Below are 14,964 nucleotides of genomic sequence, written 5' to 3' on the forward strand. Positions count from 1 at the left end.
GGCCTGGAGCTGATCGACCCGCGCTACTACCACCTGGACACCGCGCTGGCCGTGCTGGACGGCGACGAGATCATGTACAACCCGGAGGCCTTCTCGGCCGGCAGCCGTGCCGTCCTGCGCCGGCTGTTCCCCGACGCCCTGCTGGTGGACGGCGCCGACGCGGCGGTGTTCGGCCTCAACGCCGTGAGCGACGGCCTGCACGTGGTGCTGCCGGAGGCGGCCGTCGGCCTGGCCGCGCGGCTGCGCGAGCGCGGATTCCGGCCGATCGGGATGGACCTCAGCGAGCTGCTCAAGGGCGGTGGCAGCGTGAAGTGCTGCACCCTGGAGATCCGCGCGGCGGCCTGAACGGCAGCCTCGACGGGCGGCCTGAGCGGGCGGCAGTGATCACCGGTGCTCGGTTGTAGATCCGCCGTTGAACGCCCCCGGCCAGACTGGTGCCACACCACGACGGAAGCCCTTCCCCACCAGGGAAGCGAGCCAAGGGAGCACCAGAGATGACGCAGCGTCCGGCCACCGCCCCCATCCGCCTCCGCCTGTTCACGGTCGGTCTCGGGGTGGCCGTCGCCCTGGGTGCCGGTCTCTCCGCCACGGCCGCCGTGGCGGAGACGGCCGGCACCGGGACGGCGACGGTGGTGAGCGGCGGCGCAACGCCGACGCCCACCCCCGCCCAGCCCAGCCCCACCGGCACCGTCCACGGCAGCACCGGCGACTGGAACAGCACCGGTTCCTGACTACACCGGTTCCAGACCGCACTGGCTCCAGACCGCACCGGTTCCAGACCGCACCGGTTCCAGACCGCACCGGCTCCTGGCCTCACTGGCTCCAGACCGCACCGGAACAGCGGCAGGATCGATTCTTCAGTAGCTGGTCATCAGCTCGTCAGCGGCCCGGCCCGCAGCTCGTCACCGGAGCGCCCGCCGCCCCCCGGCCACCGCCCCGACGCCCATCCGAGACGGACGGAGCCGCCGGCGTCGACGGAGCCGAAGCGGCAGAAGAGGCCGAAGAGCCCGAAGCAGCCGTAGCGGCCGAAGGGTTCGAACCCTCCCCCTGGGGCAGCAGCCCCGCCACCTCCTCCGCCTCCGGCAGCCCCAGCCGGACGAAGATCCGGTGCGCCTCCCGCAGCCGGCCCCACGCCGCGGCCTCCCGCCCGAGGTCCGCCAGCGTCCGGCCCAGCACCACCAGCGCGTGGCCCTGGTCCCGCTCGGCCCCCAGTTCCTCGCACAGCGTCAGCGCCTGCCCGGCGTGCTCCAGCGCCTCGTCCGTCCGGCCCAGCGAGCGCAGACTGTCCGCCATCCGGTAGCGGGCGTGCGCGGCCCGGGCCCGCAGCCCGGCCGCCGAGGCCACCGCCAGGCACTCGCCGAACCAGGTGACCGCCTCCTCGTGCTGCCCCAGCCCGTGCAGTGCCAGCCCCAGTACGTACAGCGTGTACGCCCGGCCGGGATCGTCGTGCCGGGTCCGCAGCTCGGCGAGCGCCTCGTGGCAGATCGGTACGGCCTCGGCGGCCCGCCCGCTGCGCACCCGGGCCAGCGCGGCGTTCACCGTCGTCACCAGCGCCCCGGAGCGGTGGCCGAGTTCGCGGGCCAGCAGCAGTGCCTCGTCGTAGTGCCCGACGGCCTCGTCGTAGCGGCTGAGGAACTGGCAGACCAGGCCGAGATCGTTCAGCGCCTGGCGCAGGATCACCGTGTCGCCCGCCGAGCGGGAGGCGGCCACCGCCAGCCGGGAGGCCGCCTCGGCCTCCTCCAGGCGGGTGGCGGCCAGGGCGACGTTGCCGCGGAGGAAGTGCGCCCGACCAGCTGCCCGGTGGTCGGTGTGGTGGTCCGCGGCGGTGGCCAGGGCCTCCGCCGTACTGGCGAGCTGGCGGCTGGGCGGGGCGAGGACGAACGGCGTGAGCGCGATCAGCAGGTCGATCGCGGCGCGCAACGCATCCGGTGCCGCGCCGCCGTCGGCCGGGGCCGGCGCGGTGTCGTCCGCGACGGTCCAGCACGCCACCTGGGCGGCGAGCGCGATCGCCCCGGAACCCTCCGCCTCGGCCCAGGCCCGGGCGCCGTCCGGGCCGCCGAGGTCCACGCCCGCGCTGCGGGCCGGCCCGAGCGCACCGGCGGCCGGATCTCCCGGGACGGCGTGCTGGAAGGCCGCGCACGCGGTGGCCAGCAGGTGGTCCAGCAGCCGGTCACGGGCCTCCACGGCCGCGCCCGGGTGGTCCGGGCGCCGCCGGGCGAAGGCGCGCAGCAGGTCGTGGTAGCGGTAGCGGCCGGGGAACGGCGACTCCATCATCGCCACGTCCACCAGGGACTCCAGCAGGTCCTCGGCGTCGTACTCGTCCAGGTCCAGCAGGGCGGCCGCAGCGGGCAGCCCGATGTCGGGGCCGTCCACCGAGGCGGCCAGCCGGAACGCCCGGGCCTGGGCGGGCGTCAACTGGCGGTAGCTCAGTTCGAAGGCGGCCTCCACCGCCAGGTCGCCGATGCGCAGCTCGTCGATCCGCCGCCGTTCGACCGCCAGCCGGCGGCCCAGCGTCTGGACCGTCCAGCTCGGCCGGGCGGCCAGCCGGGCCGCCACGATCCGCACCGCGAGCGGCAGGTGGCCGCAGACGAGCAGCAGCTCCCGGGCGGCCTCCGGCTCGGCGGCCAGCCGCTCGGCGCCGATCGTGCGGCCCAGCAGTTCGAGTGCCTCCGCCGGCTCGAACACGCCGAGGTCGGCCTGGACGGACGAGGGCAGGCCCGAGAGGCGGGTACGGCTGGTGGTGAGCACGGCGCAGCCGACCGCGCCCGGCAGCAGGGGCCTGATCTGCGCGGTGTCGTGGACGTTGTCGAGCACCAGCAGCAGCCGCCGGCCGTCGACCACCGAGCGGAACAGCGCCGAGCGGGCGTCCAGCCCCTCGGGCACCCCGTCGGCCGGCACACCGAGCGCCACCAGGAAGCTGCTGAGCACCGCCTCCGGGTCGGCCGGGGTGGTGTCGGCGCCCCGCAGGTCGACGTAGAGCTGCCCGTCGGGGTAGGAGTCCCGGGCCCGGTGGGCGACGTGCAGGGCCAGCGCGGTCTTGCCGACCCCTCCCATGCCGACCACGGTCGCGATCACCAGCGCCTGCTGGCCCGGGGCGCCGAGGGCCTCGCCCAGCCGCTCGACCTGGACGGTGCGGCCGGTGAAGTCCGCCGCGTCGGGCGGCAGCTGGGCCGGTCTGGGCGCCGTCGTGCTGGTGCCGGCGGGCGCGGCGGGCGCACCCGCCGCCGTGGGGCCGTCCGGCGGATCCTGCGCCTCGGGCCCGGGCCCGGCCGGCTTCACCGGGCCGGGGAGCAGCGCCGCGGCCGGCGCCGGGGCGGCGAGCGACAGGTCGCCCTCCAGGATCCGCCGGTGCAGCTGGTCCAGCTCCGCCCCGGGCTCCACCCCCAGCTCGTCCAGGAACAACTGGCGCACGCCCCGGTACACCGCCAGCGCGTCCGCCTGCCGCCCGGCCTGGTACAGCGCGCGCATCAGCAGCCCGTACGCCCGCTCGTGCAGCGGGTGCTCGGTGGTCAGCGCGGTCAGCTCCGGGATGCACCGGGAGAAGCGGCCCAGCGTCAGATCGAGGGCGATCCGCTCCTCCAGCAGGGTCAGCCGGAGCTCCTGCAACCGTTGGCGCTGCCGCTGCGCGAACGGGCCGGGGATGCCGGCCAGCGGCTCGCCCTGCCACAGCTCCAGCGCCTGGTTCAGCAGGTCACGCGCCTGCTGCGGCTGTCCGGCGGCCGCCGTGCGCTCGGCCTGCGCCGCCAGCTCCTCGCCCTGCGCCGCGTCCACCGAGTGCTTGGGCAGCACCAGCCGGTAGCCGTCCCCGACCGAGGTCAGCACGGTCGGCGCGTCCGGCTCGTCGCCGTGCAGGATCTTGCGCCACCGCCAGGCGTACGTCCGCACCGTCGTCACCGCGGTGCTCGGCGGCTCCTCGCCCCACAGGGCGTCGATCAGGTCCGTGGCGCTCGCGCCGTGCCCCGGCCGGAGCAGCAGCACCGCCAGCATCGCCTGTTGCTGGGGACTGCCGACCTTCAGCACGGTCGTGCCGCGCTGCGCTCTCATCAACCCCAGCACCGAGAACCGGAAATCACTCATTCGTGCACCTGCCCGCTTCATGTGCCCGCCCCCGCCCACGCACGCGTCCGCCCCCCGATTGATGAGTCCCTATCAACCCACGCCAGCCGGTGGGCTGTCGAGAGATCGTCGACCCCGTAGTGATCCGGTGTTGATCGCCCACCGTCACAATCACTGGTGTGGCCCCCCAGCCGTCGGCCCGGTACGACCCGCCGGGCCCGCCACACCCCCCGGGTGCCGCCGCCCGGGCGACCACCACGTTTCTCGGAGGCCGACGCCAGTGAACACCGACCTGCTCTACCGGTTGCTCGACGTCGACCCGGTCGCCGGACCGGTCGAACTGCTCCACCGCGCCCGCGGCGCCCGCGACCTCCCCTACCTGGTGCTCGCCGCGCTCGTCCGGGAGGACGTCCGGATGGGCGAGCACGCCCGCGCCGAACTGCAGCGCGCCCGCGACCGGGCCGACTGTTACGCCCGGCTCGCCCGCGACCTCGCCGACGTTACCGGGGTGCGCCCGATCCGCGACCTCCCGCTGGCCGGCTACTACCCGTCCGACCTGCCCCGGCCGCTGAGCGAGCTCACCCTCGTCAGCCCCACCGAGGCCGCGCTCTGGCAGGCCGTCAGCCGGCTGGTCACCGAGCACCCGGTGGAGTCCGTGGAGGTCACCCTGCTCGGCGAGCGCCCCCGGCACACCTCCGTCACCCTGCGCTGGCCGGCCGAGGACCCGCTGCTCGACCCGTGGTACCAGGTCCGGCTCGGAACCGCCGCGCTCACCGGCGACCTCGCCACCGTCCCGGTCCGGCCCTACCTGGCCGCCGACGACCACGTCGAATGCCTGATCGCCCTCGCGGAGGAGGGGCTCGGCCGCGCCTTCCGGGCAGGTGACGTGATCGACGTGGCCCGCCTGGCCCGGCAGTCCTTCGAAGCCGTCGAGACCGCCGCCGTGGTCGCCGCCTACCGGCTCGCCCCGGAGGCCGTCGCGCTCCTCGACCTCGCCGCCGAACACGTGCCGCTGGGCTCCCTGGGCGGCGTGCGCACCGTCCTGGAAGCCGAGGTCGCCCCCGAACTCCACCGCCGCGAAGCCCTCACCCGCCCGCTCCGACCGCGGCACGGCACCCTGCTGCGCCGCACCGTCATCCGGCACCAGTGGGACGAGGCCCGCCTCCTCCCGGCCGGACCCGCCACCCTGCTGCTCACCCCCGTCGCCGACTTCCTCCTCGCCCCGGAGGGCGTCCGCCCGACGGCCCCCGCCCGCGCCGCCGCCCTCACGGCCCTACGAGCCTGGGACACCACCGCCCCCGCCACCCCGGACGGCACCCCCCGCGCCCGCCTCCCGGAGTCCAAACACGGGTGAACACGACCGCCCTCCGGGCCGCCCGCCTCGACGACGGGTCAGCTCCTCGGGACGAGGGTGTTCTCGTTGGTGCGGCCGTTGGAGTAGTCGTCGACGTTGCGGTCGGTGAAGAAGTCGCCGGTTTCTTCTTCGTAGACGTCGAGGCCGACGCCGGACAGCCGCCCGGCGTGCAGGGTCTCGACGAGGGCGGCGCTGTCGATGAGGCCGCCTGCGGCTGGAGTTGACGAGGATGGCGTCTTCCTTCATCCGGGCCAGGGCGGCGCCGTTGATGAGGTGGTGGGTAGCGGGGAGCAGGGGGGACGTGGAGGCTGATCAGGTCGGGAGCAGCGATGCGCTGCGGCTGTCCGCGTGTGTGGAGTGGAATTCCTCGATCAGGCGCACGAGCTCCATCGGCCGTGGCTCACCTCGGCGTGAGCGGGCATCGGCATCAGAATCCGTCCCTTCGGCGAGCTGACCGGCACGTCACCGCCAATGGTGGCGGTTCCTCCCTCCTTCAAGCCGGTGGCGCGGGGATTGCTCCAAACCCGCGCGATGTCGGGAGCCCCCCAGGGCTGGTACCACCGGGTAGGCCTGCGCCGGGCCGGCAGTTCGAACTGTTGTGAGCCCTCCAGGGCTGATGATCACGCCACCCCGAGGCGGCCTACATCCAGCCACGCATCGCGTTGCTAGCCCTCCAGGGCTGATGACCACGATCCTGCGCGTGCTGTACCTCGAATCCCTCTACCGGTTGCAAGCCCTTCAGGGCTGATGACCACAGGACCCCGCGCCGAAGTCCCGCCGAGTCCTCCTTGTTGCAAGCCCTTCAGGGCTGATGACCACCAGGTAGCCAGCTCCAGCCGTTGCCGGCCGGTCACGTTGCAAGCCCTTCAGGGCTGATGACCACCCGAGGGTAAAGCACCAGGTCGCCAGCTGTACCGAGTGGCCGGGTGGTAACTGTTCTGCAGCGACTGGTCGGTAGTGCATCGTCGCAGGTCAGAGCGTTTTTCCGTGGGCTTGTCTGTGATTGCAGACTGTTCTTGGTCTCGGCCTGGTGTCGCAGGGTGTTGGTACAGCTCCATGGCCCGTGCTGGCTGAACCGCGATGACAGCAGCGAATCTCGAACTTGTAGCACATATAGACGATTATCGGTGCAACTAGTGGAAAACCAGAGGATTTCTTTCCGTGGCCAACTACGCTTCGCCATCGATGCGTTGAGCGAACGCGGTGATCATTTTGGGCTCCTGGAGGGTGCGGTGCGGGTGAGGGTGGATGTCACGCCGGATACGTCGAGTGTGCGATGGGAGGACCTGCACGGGGCGGCGCGTGGTGTGGTGTATCAGTTGCTCGGCGGCCAGGACGAGGTTTTCGCTCAGGCGTTGCACGACGGTGGGTGGCAGGGGAAGTCGTTGAAGCCAGTGGGGGTGGCGGGGCCGCTGTTCGTGGGCGCGCCGCACCGCAAGGGCGTCTACACCACATCGCGTGAGGGGTCGGTGTGGTTCGGGTCGCCGGTGCCGGAGATCGCGTCGGTGCTGGTGCGCGCGCTGGCTTCGTGCGATGAACTCTCCTGGGGGAAAACACGGTTGAGGGTGAGGGGGCTGGCGATGGACATGGACACTGTGTCGCCGGCGGGGGAGGGGCTGGTGGAGCTGGAGACTGTGACGCCGGTGGTGCTGAAGCACGAGAGCCGGAACCTGTTGCCGGGTGACGATCACTACCTTGACCGTCTGCAGCACAACCTGGCGCACAAGGCGGATCTGTTGGGTCTGCCGGCGCCGCGTGGTGTGCGGGTCCTGGAGGCCGGTCCGCGGCGGCGGTTCACCGTTCGAGGGGCGCCGCGGATCGGCGCGCGGGTGCGGGTGGCGATGGAGGCCGACGGCCGGTTCGTGAACGCGGTCCGCTCCTGGGGCCTGGGCCTGGACACGATCCAGGGGTTCGGGTGGGTGAGGTGACCACGCTCATCGCAACCGGCCATCCGTTGCAGCGGGCCGGCGCGTGGGCCGCGGCGGTCATCGCCGGCCGCGACGACCCGGGCCGGGTGAGCGAGGCAGACCTGGAGGCCGTGTCAGCCGCCGTGGTGGCGGACGTGGTTGCGGCGGCAACCACACCCAAGGACACCAGCCGCTACGACTGGTGGAAGGTGCTCTTCGCGCTGTACCCGAACTCGAAGGCCACGCACAGCAAGCGGCCCTCCGACCCGAACGTGCTGAGGCCGGACATCGAAAGGCTCTTCGCCCCGGACGTCCCGGAGGCCGGCCCGACGCGGCCCTGCACGTTCTGCAACACCGGCACGACGGCCGTCTGGGCGAAGTCGAATCTCCCGCTGTTCGACACCAGCAAGTCCCTGAACACCCTGCCGCCCGGCGTCCCCGGCTGGCCGGTCTGCCGGGGGTGCCGGATCGCGATGTGGGCCCTGCCCTACGGCGCCTGGGTCACCGCCGGCTCCGCGACCGTGCTGTCCTGTGAGAACGAGACCGCGCAGCGGGACTTCGCCCGGCGCAACGTGCGGCGCGCCCGCCGCGTGATGCACGCCGGCTTCACCGGCGTGCCGGCGACGGCCCGGCCTGAGACGGTGGTCCTTGCGGCCTTGCGGGACGCGACCGAGGGCCTGTGCGCGACCACGCTGTGGAGCTTCAAGAACGACAACCAGGACCCCTGGTTGCGGGTCACCCGCACCCGCCGCGCCGTACCCGCGTTCCTGGCCACCGTGGACGGCAACGCACCGCTGCGCCGCGGCTGGCATCTGCTGCGCCGTTCCCTGACCCGCTACGACGCCCAGGGCCGGATCGTCGCCGGTGGGGAAGGTGAGGCGGCGCGGCTGTTGTTCGAGGCCGAGGACGGCCGGAGCAGGCCGCTGCTGGGACAGCTGCACCGTCTCCTCGCGGACACCGACGGAGCCTGGAGTGCCGGTGACCGTGAGGCGCTGGTTGGGCTCGCTTTCACCTATGCCGAGGAGGTCTTCGGAATGGAAACGGATCTGGATCCGGTGGCGACGCTGATCGCCGACTGGATCGAGCAGGGCAGCAGCCCGCGCGGGCGGCTGGCGGAGTACCGCAATGCCGCGCTCAACGACTACAAGCTCGGCACGCTCCTGGTCCAGGCCTACACACGTCTTCAACTGGAAGGCAGCAAGACGACGTTGGCCGGACCAGAGCTGTGGAGGCCGCTGATCAGGCGCCAGCCGCGCGCGTGGGAGCAGCGGATGCTGCTGTTCGCGCAGGTGTCGGTGCTGCTGCAGCAGCGCGGTGTCGCGATCGGCGCCAAGGAGGCGGACCCGCGGCAGGAACGCGAGATCGAGGCGCTCGCAGAGCGGCCGGCGTTCGCCGCTGACGGCGAGGACGAGGACGAGTACGACGGCTTTCACGACTACGAGATGGGACAGGCGTAAATGGCTTTCCTGGCAGGCATGATGGTGCTCTCGGTGAACGCGGGCGCACCGAACAACGGGCGGGGCGAGGAGACCATGTCCCGCGTGAAGTTCGCGCGGATCAGGGGCCGCAAGCACCCGTACGTGTCCGCGCAGGCGGCGCGCCGCTGGATCCGGGAGACGATGGTCGAGCGAGGCTCGGTGCCGTCCCCGGTCACCCGGGTCGGCAAGGCCCAGGGCAAGGCCCAGAAGGCGAACACGCAGGCCGACCCCGTCCGATTCGCCGACGACGACCTGTTCGGCTACATGCGGACCGGCGCGAAGAAGGACGACGCGGCGACGACACTGCGCGACAGCCCGTTCATGCTCGGCACCCTGATGTCCGTGGAACCGGTGTTCCCGACCGAGGACTTCGGCGTCATGTCCCGCGGTGACCGAGCCCGTCCTGCACGGACACGAGTTCTACACCGCCGACCTGGCGGCCCCCTTGCTGCTGGACGTCCCGAGGATCGGCACCTTCACCCTGCCGGGGGCCGACGGAGTGGGCCGGCCGAACTACCTCACCCCGGAACAGGCCCTTCAGGTGGCCGAGGCCGCGGCCCTCGGGGCTTCCACCGTCCAGTTCCGCGACCAGCCGGCCGTGCGGCTGCCGCTGGAGGAGCGGCGCAGGCGTGCGGCGCTGCTGCCGGAGGCACTCGCGCACCTGAGCGGCGGCGCGAAGCAGGCCCTGCACTACGGAGACCGGGTTCCCTCGCTGATGGTCCTGGCCCCGTTCAAGGGCGGCATCAACCCGCTGGGCAACGTCATCGACGCCGACCCCGACAACGGGGTGCGGGTGCGCGGGGACGTGCTCCTCAAGGAACTCCAGGCCTGGGCCGGCGAATGGCAGGCTCCGGTGCGCATTGGATGGCGTCCCGGATTCCGCGACCAGGCCCGCGAGGACTTCGAGAAGCAGTGCGCGCGCGAGCTGGCGGACGGCACCATCGTCATCGACCACCCCCGCACGATCCTGCTCGACCTGGCGGCCGACCTGCGCGAGGGAGGCTGGACGGCTGGTTCGATGACCCGGCGCAGGCATGACGCCGGTGCAGAACACGGCCTCACCGGCCACGAGGGGGCCGGTCGAGGCCCTGCGGGTCACGCTCTACGCCCCCGTCGCCTCGTTCAGGGACCCGCTGTTCCCCGGGATCACCCGCATCCTGCCGGTGCCTCCGCCCTCCACCGTCCGCGGCATGCTCGCCGCCGCCACCGGTGCCCCCGCAGAACCGCTCGCTCTGGGAATGGCCGCGTGGGCGGACGGCCACGGTGTCGACACGGAGACCTACCACCCGATCGCCGCCGACGGCAGCAACCCTGCCGCCGGCGGCAGGGTCCGGTCCGGGAAAGGAGGAACGACCGCCAAGGACCGGCCCTTCCTCGCCGGCGTCCACCTGACCGTGTGGATCCCCGCACCGGACGCCACCCGCCTCGCCCAGGCGCTGCGCCGACCGCGCCACGGCCTGCGCCTGGGCCGCTCCCAGGACCTCGTCCACCTGACCGCGACCGACCGCGTGCTCCTCGAGCCCGCCGGTATGGCGATCGTCGGCCACGCGCTCGCCCCGCTCGACGGGCACGACCTGCCCTCCGCCCACACCCACCACCTCGCCGACACCGTCTCCACCGACCGCCTCACCACCACCTGGTCCGACTACCTGTGGTGCGACGATCCCGCCACCACCGCGGCCCCCGTACGCCACGCCTACCGCGAAGCACCCACCGACCCGGCCCTGCACGAGGACACCCAAGCCGTATGGCTCCTGACCCCCTGACCCCACCACGACGGCGCGCCCTCACCGACCTGCGCGCCAAGTCCCTGCCCCGCGAGGACCCGGAACGCCTCACCGCCCACCTGCGCACCGTCCACGACGCCGTGGCCCAACTTGAGGCCCGCATCGCCACCGCCGGCGTCATCGCCACCGAGCCCCTGTTCTGGGCCCAGGTACGTGCCGCGGCCCTCCTGCACGACGCGGGAAAGATCGCAGAGAGCTTCCAGCGACAGCTCGAACCCGGCGGCGAACCGTGGGGAGAACGTCACGAAGTCCTCTCCCTCGCCTACGTCGACCTCCTCACCCCAGCAGCGGCATGGAGCACCCAGGAACGGCTGCTGATCGCCACCCTCGTCGCCGCCCACCACCGCCCACTCCACGCCGCGTCCTCCCTCGGCGGCGGCAAGCCCGCCCTGGCCCGCCTCTACAACGCCGGCACCCGCTGGGACCAGGCGTTCGGCCGCCCGCCCGGCCCCGGCAGCCGGCCGCAGGTGCCGCGCGGCCTGCACCAGGAACTCCTCGCCTGGCTGGCCGGCTTCCTCCGGACCGAACCGGTGCCGCCAGCGCCCGGCGACCCGACGACCGCCGACCGGGCCCGCCTCCTCCTCGACGAAATCCTCACCGCCTGGAGAGAACCCGTCAAAGCCCACACGGGCCTGCTCGCCGTCCTAGCCCAAGGCGCGCTCACCCTCGCCGACCACGCGGGCTCCGCCCACGTGGACCTGCAGACCCACATACCCCTACCCCTCGACTACCTCGCCCGCCTCCCGTACACCCCGCACCGCCACCAGCAGCAGGCCGCCGACACCACCGGGCACCTGGTCCTCATCGCCCCCACCGGCAGCGGCAAGACCGAAGCCGGACTCGCCTGGGCCGCCCGCCAGCTGGCCACCATGCCCGGCCTGCCCCGCCTCGTATGGACCCTGCCCTACCGGGCCTCCCTCAACGCCGCCCGCAACCGCTTCGAACGCACCCTCCAACCGGCCGCCGGCCAGGAGCGGCCCGACATCGGACTCCTCCACGGAGCCCTCGCCCGCACCCTCCTCACCGAAGCCCTCGAAGACGACTGCTGCGGCCCGACAAAGGCAGACGCCCGCAAAGCCCGCGCCCGCGCCAACGCCATGCGCCTGTTCACCCAACGCCTGCGCGTCGCCACCCCCCACCAACTCCTCGGCGCCGCCATCGCCGGACCCACCCACTCCTCTGTCCTCCTCGAACAGGCCAACTCCCTCTTCGTCCTCGACGAACTCCACGCCTACGACCCCGAGACCTTCGGCCGCCTGTGCGCGGCCATGCGCCTGTGGGAACAACTCGGCAGCAGCATCGCCGTCCTGTCCGCCACCCTCGCACCACCCCTGCTCGCCATCGTCGACGAGAGCCTCCACCAGCCCGTCACCTGCCACCGCGCCGCACCCGGAACCGCCCCCATCCGCCACCACCTCGTCGTCGACGACCTGCCCATCACCGACCCCGACAGCCTCGAACGCCTCGAAACATGGCTCGGCGAGGGCCACAGCGTCCTGGTCGTCACCAACACCGTCGCCGCCGCCCAGAACCTGTTCACCGCGCTCGCCGACCACGCCCGCCACACACGGCCCGACGACCCCGATGCGGCACTGCTGCTCCACTCCCGCTTCAAGAACCGGGACCGCGACACCATCGAGACCCGCCTCCTGGCCCGCCACCCCGAACGCCGGCCCGGCGAACCGCGCCACCGCGGCGGCCTCGTCGTCGCCACCCAGACGGTCGAAGTCTCCCTGCAGCTCGACTTCGACAACGCCCCCGTCGAGGCCGTCGCCCAGCGCGCCGGCCGCGTCAACCGCCGAGGCCTGCACCCCGACGGCGCCGTCGAGTTCCGCGTCCACCGCACCGACAGCCACCGCCCCTACGACCCCGGAGCCGTCGACGCCGCCTGGTCGGCCCTCACCACCCTGACCGCCGAAGGCATCACCACCCTCAGCGAACACGACATCGACCGCCTCCTCCAGCTCGCCTACGACACCGACTGGGGCCACGACTGGGAAACGAGGGCCCGGCAGGCCCGCGACGGCTTCACCACCGAGTTCCTCACCTTCACCGACCCCTTCCACGACCGCACCGAACACGCCAAGACCCTCGGCGAACGCTTCGACACCGTCGAAGTCCTCCACCGCGACGACAAAGACGAATACCGCCGCCTCGCCGTCGGCAAGAACGCCGACCCCCTCCTCGCCGCCGGCCTGCTCATCCCCCTGCGCTACGGCCAACTGAAGACCTACAACGCCACCTTCGACCGCGCCCTCGGCATCCACCTCATCGACGGCCAGTACGACCCCGTTCTGGGCCTTCGCCCACCCGCCGAGCCGGAGACCATCCTGTGAAACCCATCCCCGCGAGCCCACTCGACGACGATCAGGGTCTCGGCGGCGTCCACATCAAGTACCTCCGCCACTGCCCGCGCCAACTCTGGCTCTACACCCGCGGTTACCGCCCCGAGGGCCGCAGCGACCTCGTCGCCTTCGGCGAGGTCGTCAACGAGACCACCTTCGCCCGCCGCCGGGACGTCGACCTCGGCGAGGCCCGCATCGACTGGGTCACCGCGGGCGCCGTCGTCCACGAAACCAAGTCCTCCCGCAGGCCCTCACCCGCCCACGACGCCCAAGTCCGCCACTACTGCCTGCTCCTCGAACGCCGAGGCGTCAACGTGCGCGGCGGCATCGTCCACTACCCCCTCATCCGCCGCACCACCGACATCCCCTGGAACGAGGAGGCGCGAGACCAGGCCGAGACCGCCGAGGACGAAGCCCGCGCGGTCATCGCCTCCACCACACCCCCCGACCGCCAGACCCGTGCCGCCTGCCGCGGCTGCTCCTACCTCGACTACTGCTGGGGAACCTGATGCCCGCCGCCGGCCGCACCTACTGGCTCACCGAACCCTGCCGCATCCGCCGCGAAGACAACAGCATCCGCATCGAACGCCCCGACGGCAGCCCCGTCCACATCCCCATCACCGACATCCGCGACCTCGTCACCTTCGACCACGTCGACCTCAATACCTCCGCCCTCTCCCTCCTCAGCCGCCACGGCGTCACCATCCACGTCCTTGACCACTACGGCAACCATGTCGGACACTTCGCACCCGCCGAAGCCATGTCCTCCGCCACTGTCGTCCGCCGACAAGTCGAGATCACCGGCGACCCCGCAGAACGCCTCTCCATCGCACGCGCACTCCTCCTCGCCACCGCCGAGAACCTTCACTGGGCCCTCGACACCGACCAGCTCGACCCAGCACTCAAGACTCTGCGCACCGCCCTGCCCGACTGCCACGACACCGACGAACTCATGGGACAGGAAGGCAACTTCCGCCGTACCGCCTGGGCCGTCCTCGACACCCGCCTCCCCACCTGGCTCCGCCTCAACGGACGCACCCGCCAGCCACCCACCAACGCCGGCAACGCCTTCATCAGCTACCTCAACTCCCTCGTCTACGCCCGAGTCCTCACCGCCCTGCGTAGCACCCCGCTCCACCCCGCCATCGGATTCCTCCACGCCGACACCGACCGCCGCCGCAACACCCTCGCCCTCGACCTCGCCGAACCCTTCAAACCCCTGTTCGCCGAACGGCTACTGCGACGAGCCGCCAGCCAGAAATATCTCAAGCCCAGCGACTTCGAGACCGAGGTCGGCCGCGCCGCACTCAGCACCGACGGCCGCAAGAAGATCGCCGCCCTCGTCCGCGACGAACTCGCGACGACGGTGTACCACCGCACGCTCAAGCGGCAGGTCAGCTACGAGGAGCTCATCCACCTCGAAGCCCTCAAACTCGTCCGGCTCTGCCTGGAGAACACCCCCTACAAGCCCTTCCGGCCCTGGTGGTAGCAGCTGATGTTCGTCATCCTGGTCTACGACACCGCCGCCGAACGCAACCCGAAAGTCCTCAAAACCTGCCGCAAATACCTCGACTGGACCCAGCGCAGCGTCTTCCACGGAGAACTCACCGCAGCCCAGTACCGCGCCCTCACCACCACCCTCAACAGCGTGATCGACCCCACCTACGACAGCATCGTGACCTACACCGCCCGCTCCCCGGACATGATCGACACCGCCACCCTCGGCGCCACCCTGGGCGGCCCCGGCGACATCCTGTGACCAGCACCGCTGCAGTACCGCACAGTCGCCGCACCACCGCCGCCCATGGCAGCACCCATGGATACCCTGACCTGGGGCTTTACCCTCGGGTCGTGATCAGCCCTGGAGGGCTCGCAACCGCTACCGACCGGACCGAGGGGAGGGAACGGACCCCGTCGTGATCAGCCCTGGAGGGCTCGCAACCGCAGCGTCTGCCACAGGATGTCCAGCGCCTGCAGGTCGTGATCAGCCCTGGAGGGCTCGCAACATGTTCTGCACCAGCGTTTGCTCTGCCCCAT

The 14,964-nt window shown here is 72.1% G+C and carries 11 protein-coding genes, 2 pseudogenes and 1 CRISPR repeat array (1 of these 14 only partly in view); of the genes and pseudogenes, 11 read left to right on the forward strand and 2 right to left on the reverse strand.

The features are described from left to right. Together ACFVX9_RS32445 and ACFVX9_RS32450 are read left to right on the forward strand one after the other, a co-directional pair. On the forward strand, positions 1-345 hold a 345-nt coding region (locus tag ACFVX9_RS32445), incomplete at its 5' end, for a dimethylarginine dimethylaminohydrolase family protein (protein ID WP_387985029.1). 149 nt (positions 346-494) lie between these two features. Then, complete coding sequence (locus ACFVX9_RS32450) at positions 495-731, forward strand: hypothetical protein (protein WP_063350324.1); 237 nt, start codon at positions 495-497, stop codon at positions 729-731. 148 nt (positions 732-879) lie between these two features. Here ACFVX9_RS32450 and ACFVX9_RS32455 read toward each other — a convergent pair whose 3' ends face one another. Then, positions 880-4,077: a BTAD domain-containing putative transcriptional regulator gene (locus ACFVX9_RS32455; protein ID WP_387985032.1), complete on the reverse strand. Its 3,198-nt coding sequence runs from the start codon at positions 4,075-4,077 to the stop codon at positions 880-882. Between the two features lie 259 nt (positions 4,078-4,336). On the opposite strand from ACFVX9_RS32455, the gene ACFVX9_RS32460 reads away from it, so the two are divergent. Beyond that, complete coding sequence (locus tag ACFVX9_RS32460; RefSeq protein ID WP_387985035.1) at positions 4,337-5,410, forward strand: hypothetical protein; 1,074 nt, start codon at positions 4,337-4,339, stop codon at positions 5,408-5,410. Between the two features lie 38 nt (positions 5,411-5,448). Here ACFVX9_RS32460 and ACFVX9_RS32465 read toward each other — a convergent pair. Further along, a pseudogene (locus ACFVX9_RS32465) lies at positions 5,449-5,738 on the reverse strand (NAD(P)-dependent oxidoreductase); the annotation flags it as partial. Between the two features lie 799 nt (positions 5,739-6,537). On the opposite strand from ACFVX9_RS32465, the gene cas6 reads away from it, so the two are divergent. The 8 genes and pseudogenes from cas6 to cas2 all read left to right on the forward strand — a co-directional run bounded on the left by cas6 (position 6,538) and on the right by cas2 (position 14,686). Next, the gene (gene cas6 / locus ACFVX9_RS32470) at positions 6,538-7,338 is read left to right on the forward strand and encodes a CRISPR-associated endoribonuclease Cas6 (protein WP_387985037.1); all 801 of its coding nucleotides are present in this window, start codon (positions 6,538-6,540) and stop codon (positions 7,336-7,338) included. Beyond that, entirely contained in the window at positions 7,335-8,774 is a 1,440-nt protein-coding gene (locus ACFVX9_RS32475) for a hypothetical protein (RefSeq protein WP_387985040.1), read from the forward strand. The genes cas6 and ACFVX9_RS32475 overlap by 4 nt, the downstream gene beginning before the upstream one ends. A 75-nt stretch (positions 8,775-8,849) precedes the next feature. Beyond that, positions 8,850-9,696 (forward strand): annotated as a pseudogene (gene cas7i / locus ACFVX9_RS32480) (type I-B CRISPR-associated protein Cas7/Cst2/DevR); the annotation flags it as partial. A 133-nt stretch (positions 9,697-9,829) separates the two neighbouring features. Beyond that, positions 9,830-10,561 carry a CRISPR-associated protein Cas5 gene (cas5, locus tag ACFVX9_RS32485; RefSeq protein ID WP_387985106.1) on the forward strand — a complete coding sequence of 244 codons (732 nt, stop codon included), beginning with the start codon at positions 9,830-9,832 and terminating at the stop codon, positions 10,559-10,561. Next, positions 10,543-12,918: a CRISPR-associated helicase Cas3' gene (gene cas3, locus ACFVX9_RS32490; protein ID WP_387985109.1), complete on the forward strand. Its 2,376-nt coding sequence runs from the start codon at positions 10,543-10,545 to the stop codon at positions 12,916-12,918. The genes cas5 and cas3 overlap by 19 nt, the downstream gene beginning before the upstream one ends. Continuing rightward, a complete protein-coding gene (locus ACFVX9_RS32495; RefSeq protein ID WP_387985043.1) occupies positions 12,915-13,436 on the forward strand; it encodes a CRISPR-associated protein Cas4 in 522 nt (173 codons plus the stop codon). The genes cas3 and ACFVX9_RS32495 overlap by 4 nt, the downstream gene beginning before the upstream one ends. Then, the gene (cas1b, locus tag ACFVX9_RS32500; RefSeq protein ID WP_387985046.1) at positions 13,436-14,416 is read left to right on the forward strand and encodes a type I-B CRISPR-associated endonuclease Cas1b; all 981 of its coding nucleotides are present in this window, start codon (positions 13,436-13,438) and stop codon (positions 14,414-14,416) included. The genes ACFVX9_RS32495 and cas1b overlap by 1 nt, the downstream gene beginning before the upstream one ends. 6 nt (positions 14,417-14,422) lie before the next feature. Continuing rightward, positions 14,423-14,686, forward strand: a complete 264-nt coding sequence (cas2, locus tag ACFVX9_RS32505) for a CRISPR-associated endonuclease Cas2 (RefSeq protein WP_387985049.1) — start codon at positions 14,423-14,425, stop codon at positions 14,684-14,686. 89 nt (positions 14,687-14,775) lie between these two features. Beyond that, a CRISPR array of direct repeats spans positions 14,776-14,964; the repeat unit is 29 nt; unit sequence GTCGTGATCAGCCCTGGAGGGCTCGCAAC; it runs 164 nt beyond the window's last position.

The sequence above is a fragment of the Kitasatospora sp. NPDC058243 genome (genome assembly GCF_042882025.1).
Classification (GTDB): domain Bacteria; phylum Actinomycetota; class Actinomycetes; order Streptomycetales; family Streptomycetaceae; genus Kitasatospora.

Excerpts from the sequence above, each read along its gene's own strand:
- cas3 (WP_387985109.1), top strand. The coding sequence starts at position 10,543 with ATGGCTCCTGACCCCCTGACCCCACCACGACGGCGCGCCCTCACCGAC.
- cas2 (WP_387985049.1), top strand. The coding sequence starts at position 14,423 with ATGTTCGTCATCCTGGTCTACGACACCGCCGCCGAACGCAACCCGAAA.
- ACFVX9_RS32450 (WP_063350324.1), top strand. The coding sequence starts at position 495 with ATGACGCAGCGTCCGGCCACCGCCCCCATCCGCCTCCGCCTGTTCACG.
- cas5 (WP_387985106.1), top strand. The coding sequence starts at position 9,830 with ATGACGCCGGTGCAGAACACGGCCTCACCGGCCACGAGGGGGCCGGTC.
- ACFVX9_RS32455 (WP_387985032.1), bottom strand. The coding sequence starts at position 4,077 with ATGAGTGATTTCCGGTTCTCGGTGCTGGGGTTGATGAGAGCGCAGCGC.
- cas1b (WP_387985046.1), top strand. The coding sequence starts at position 13,436 with ATGCCCGCCGCCGGCCGCACCTACTGGCTCACCGAACCCTGCCGCATC.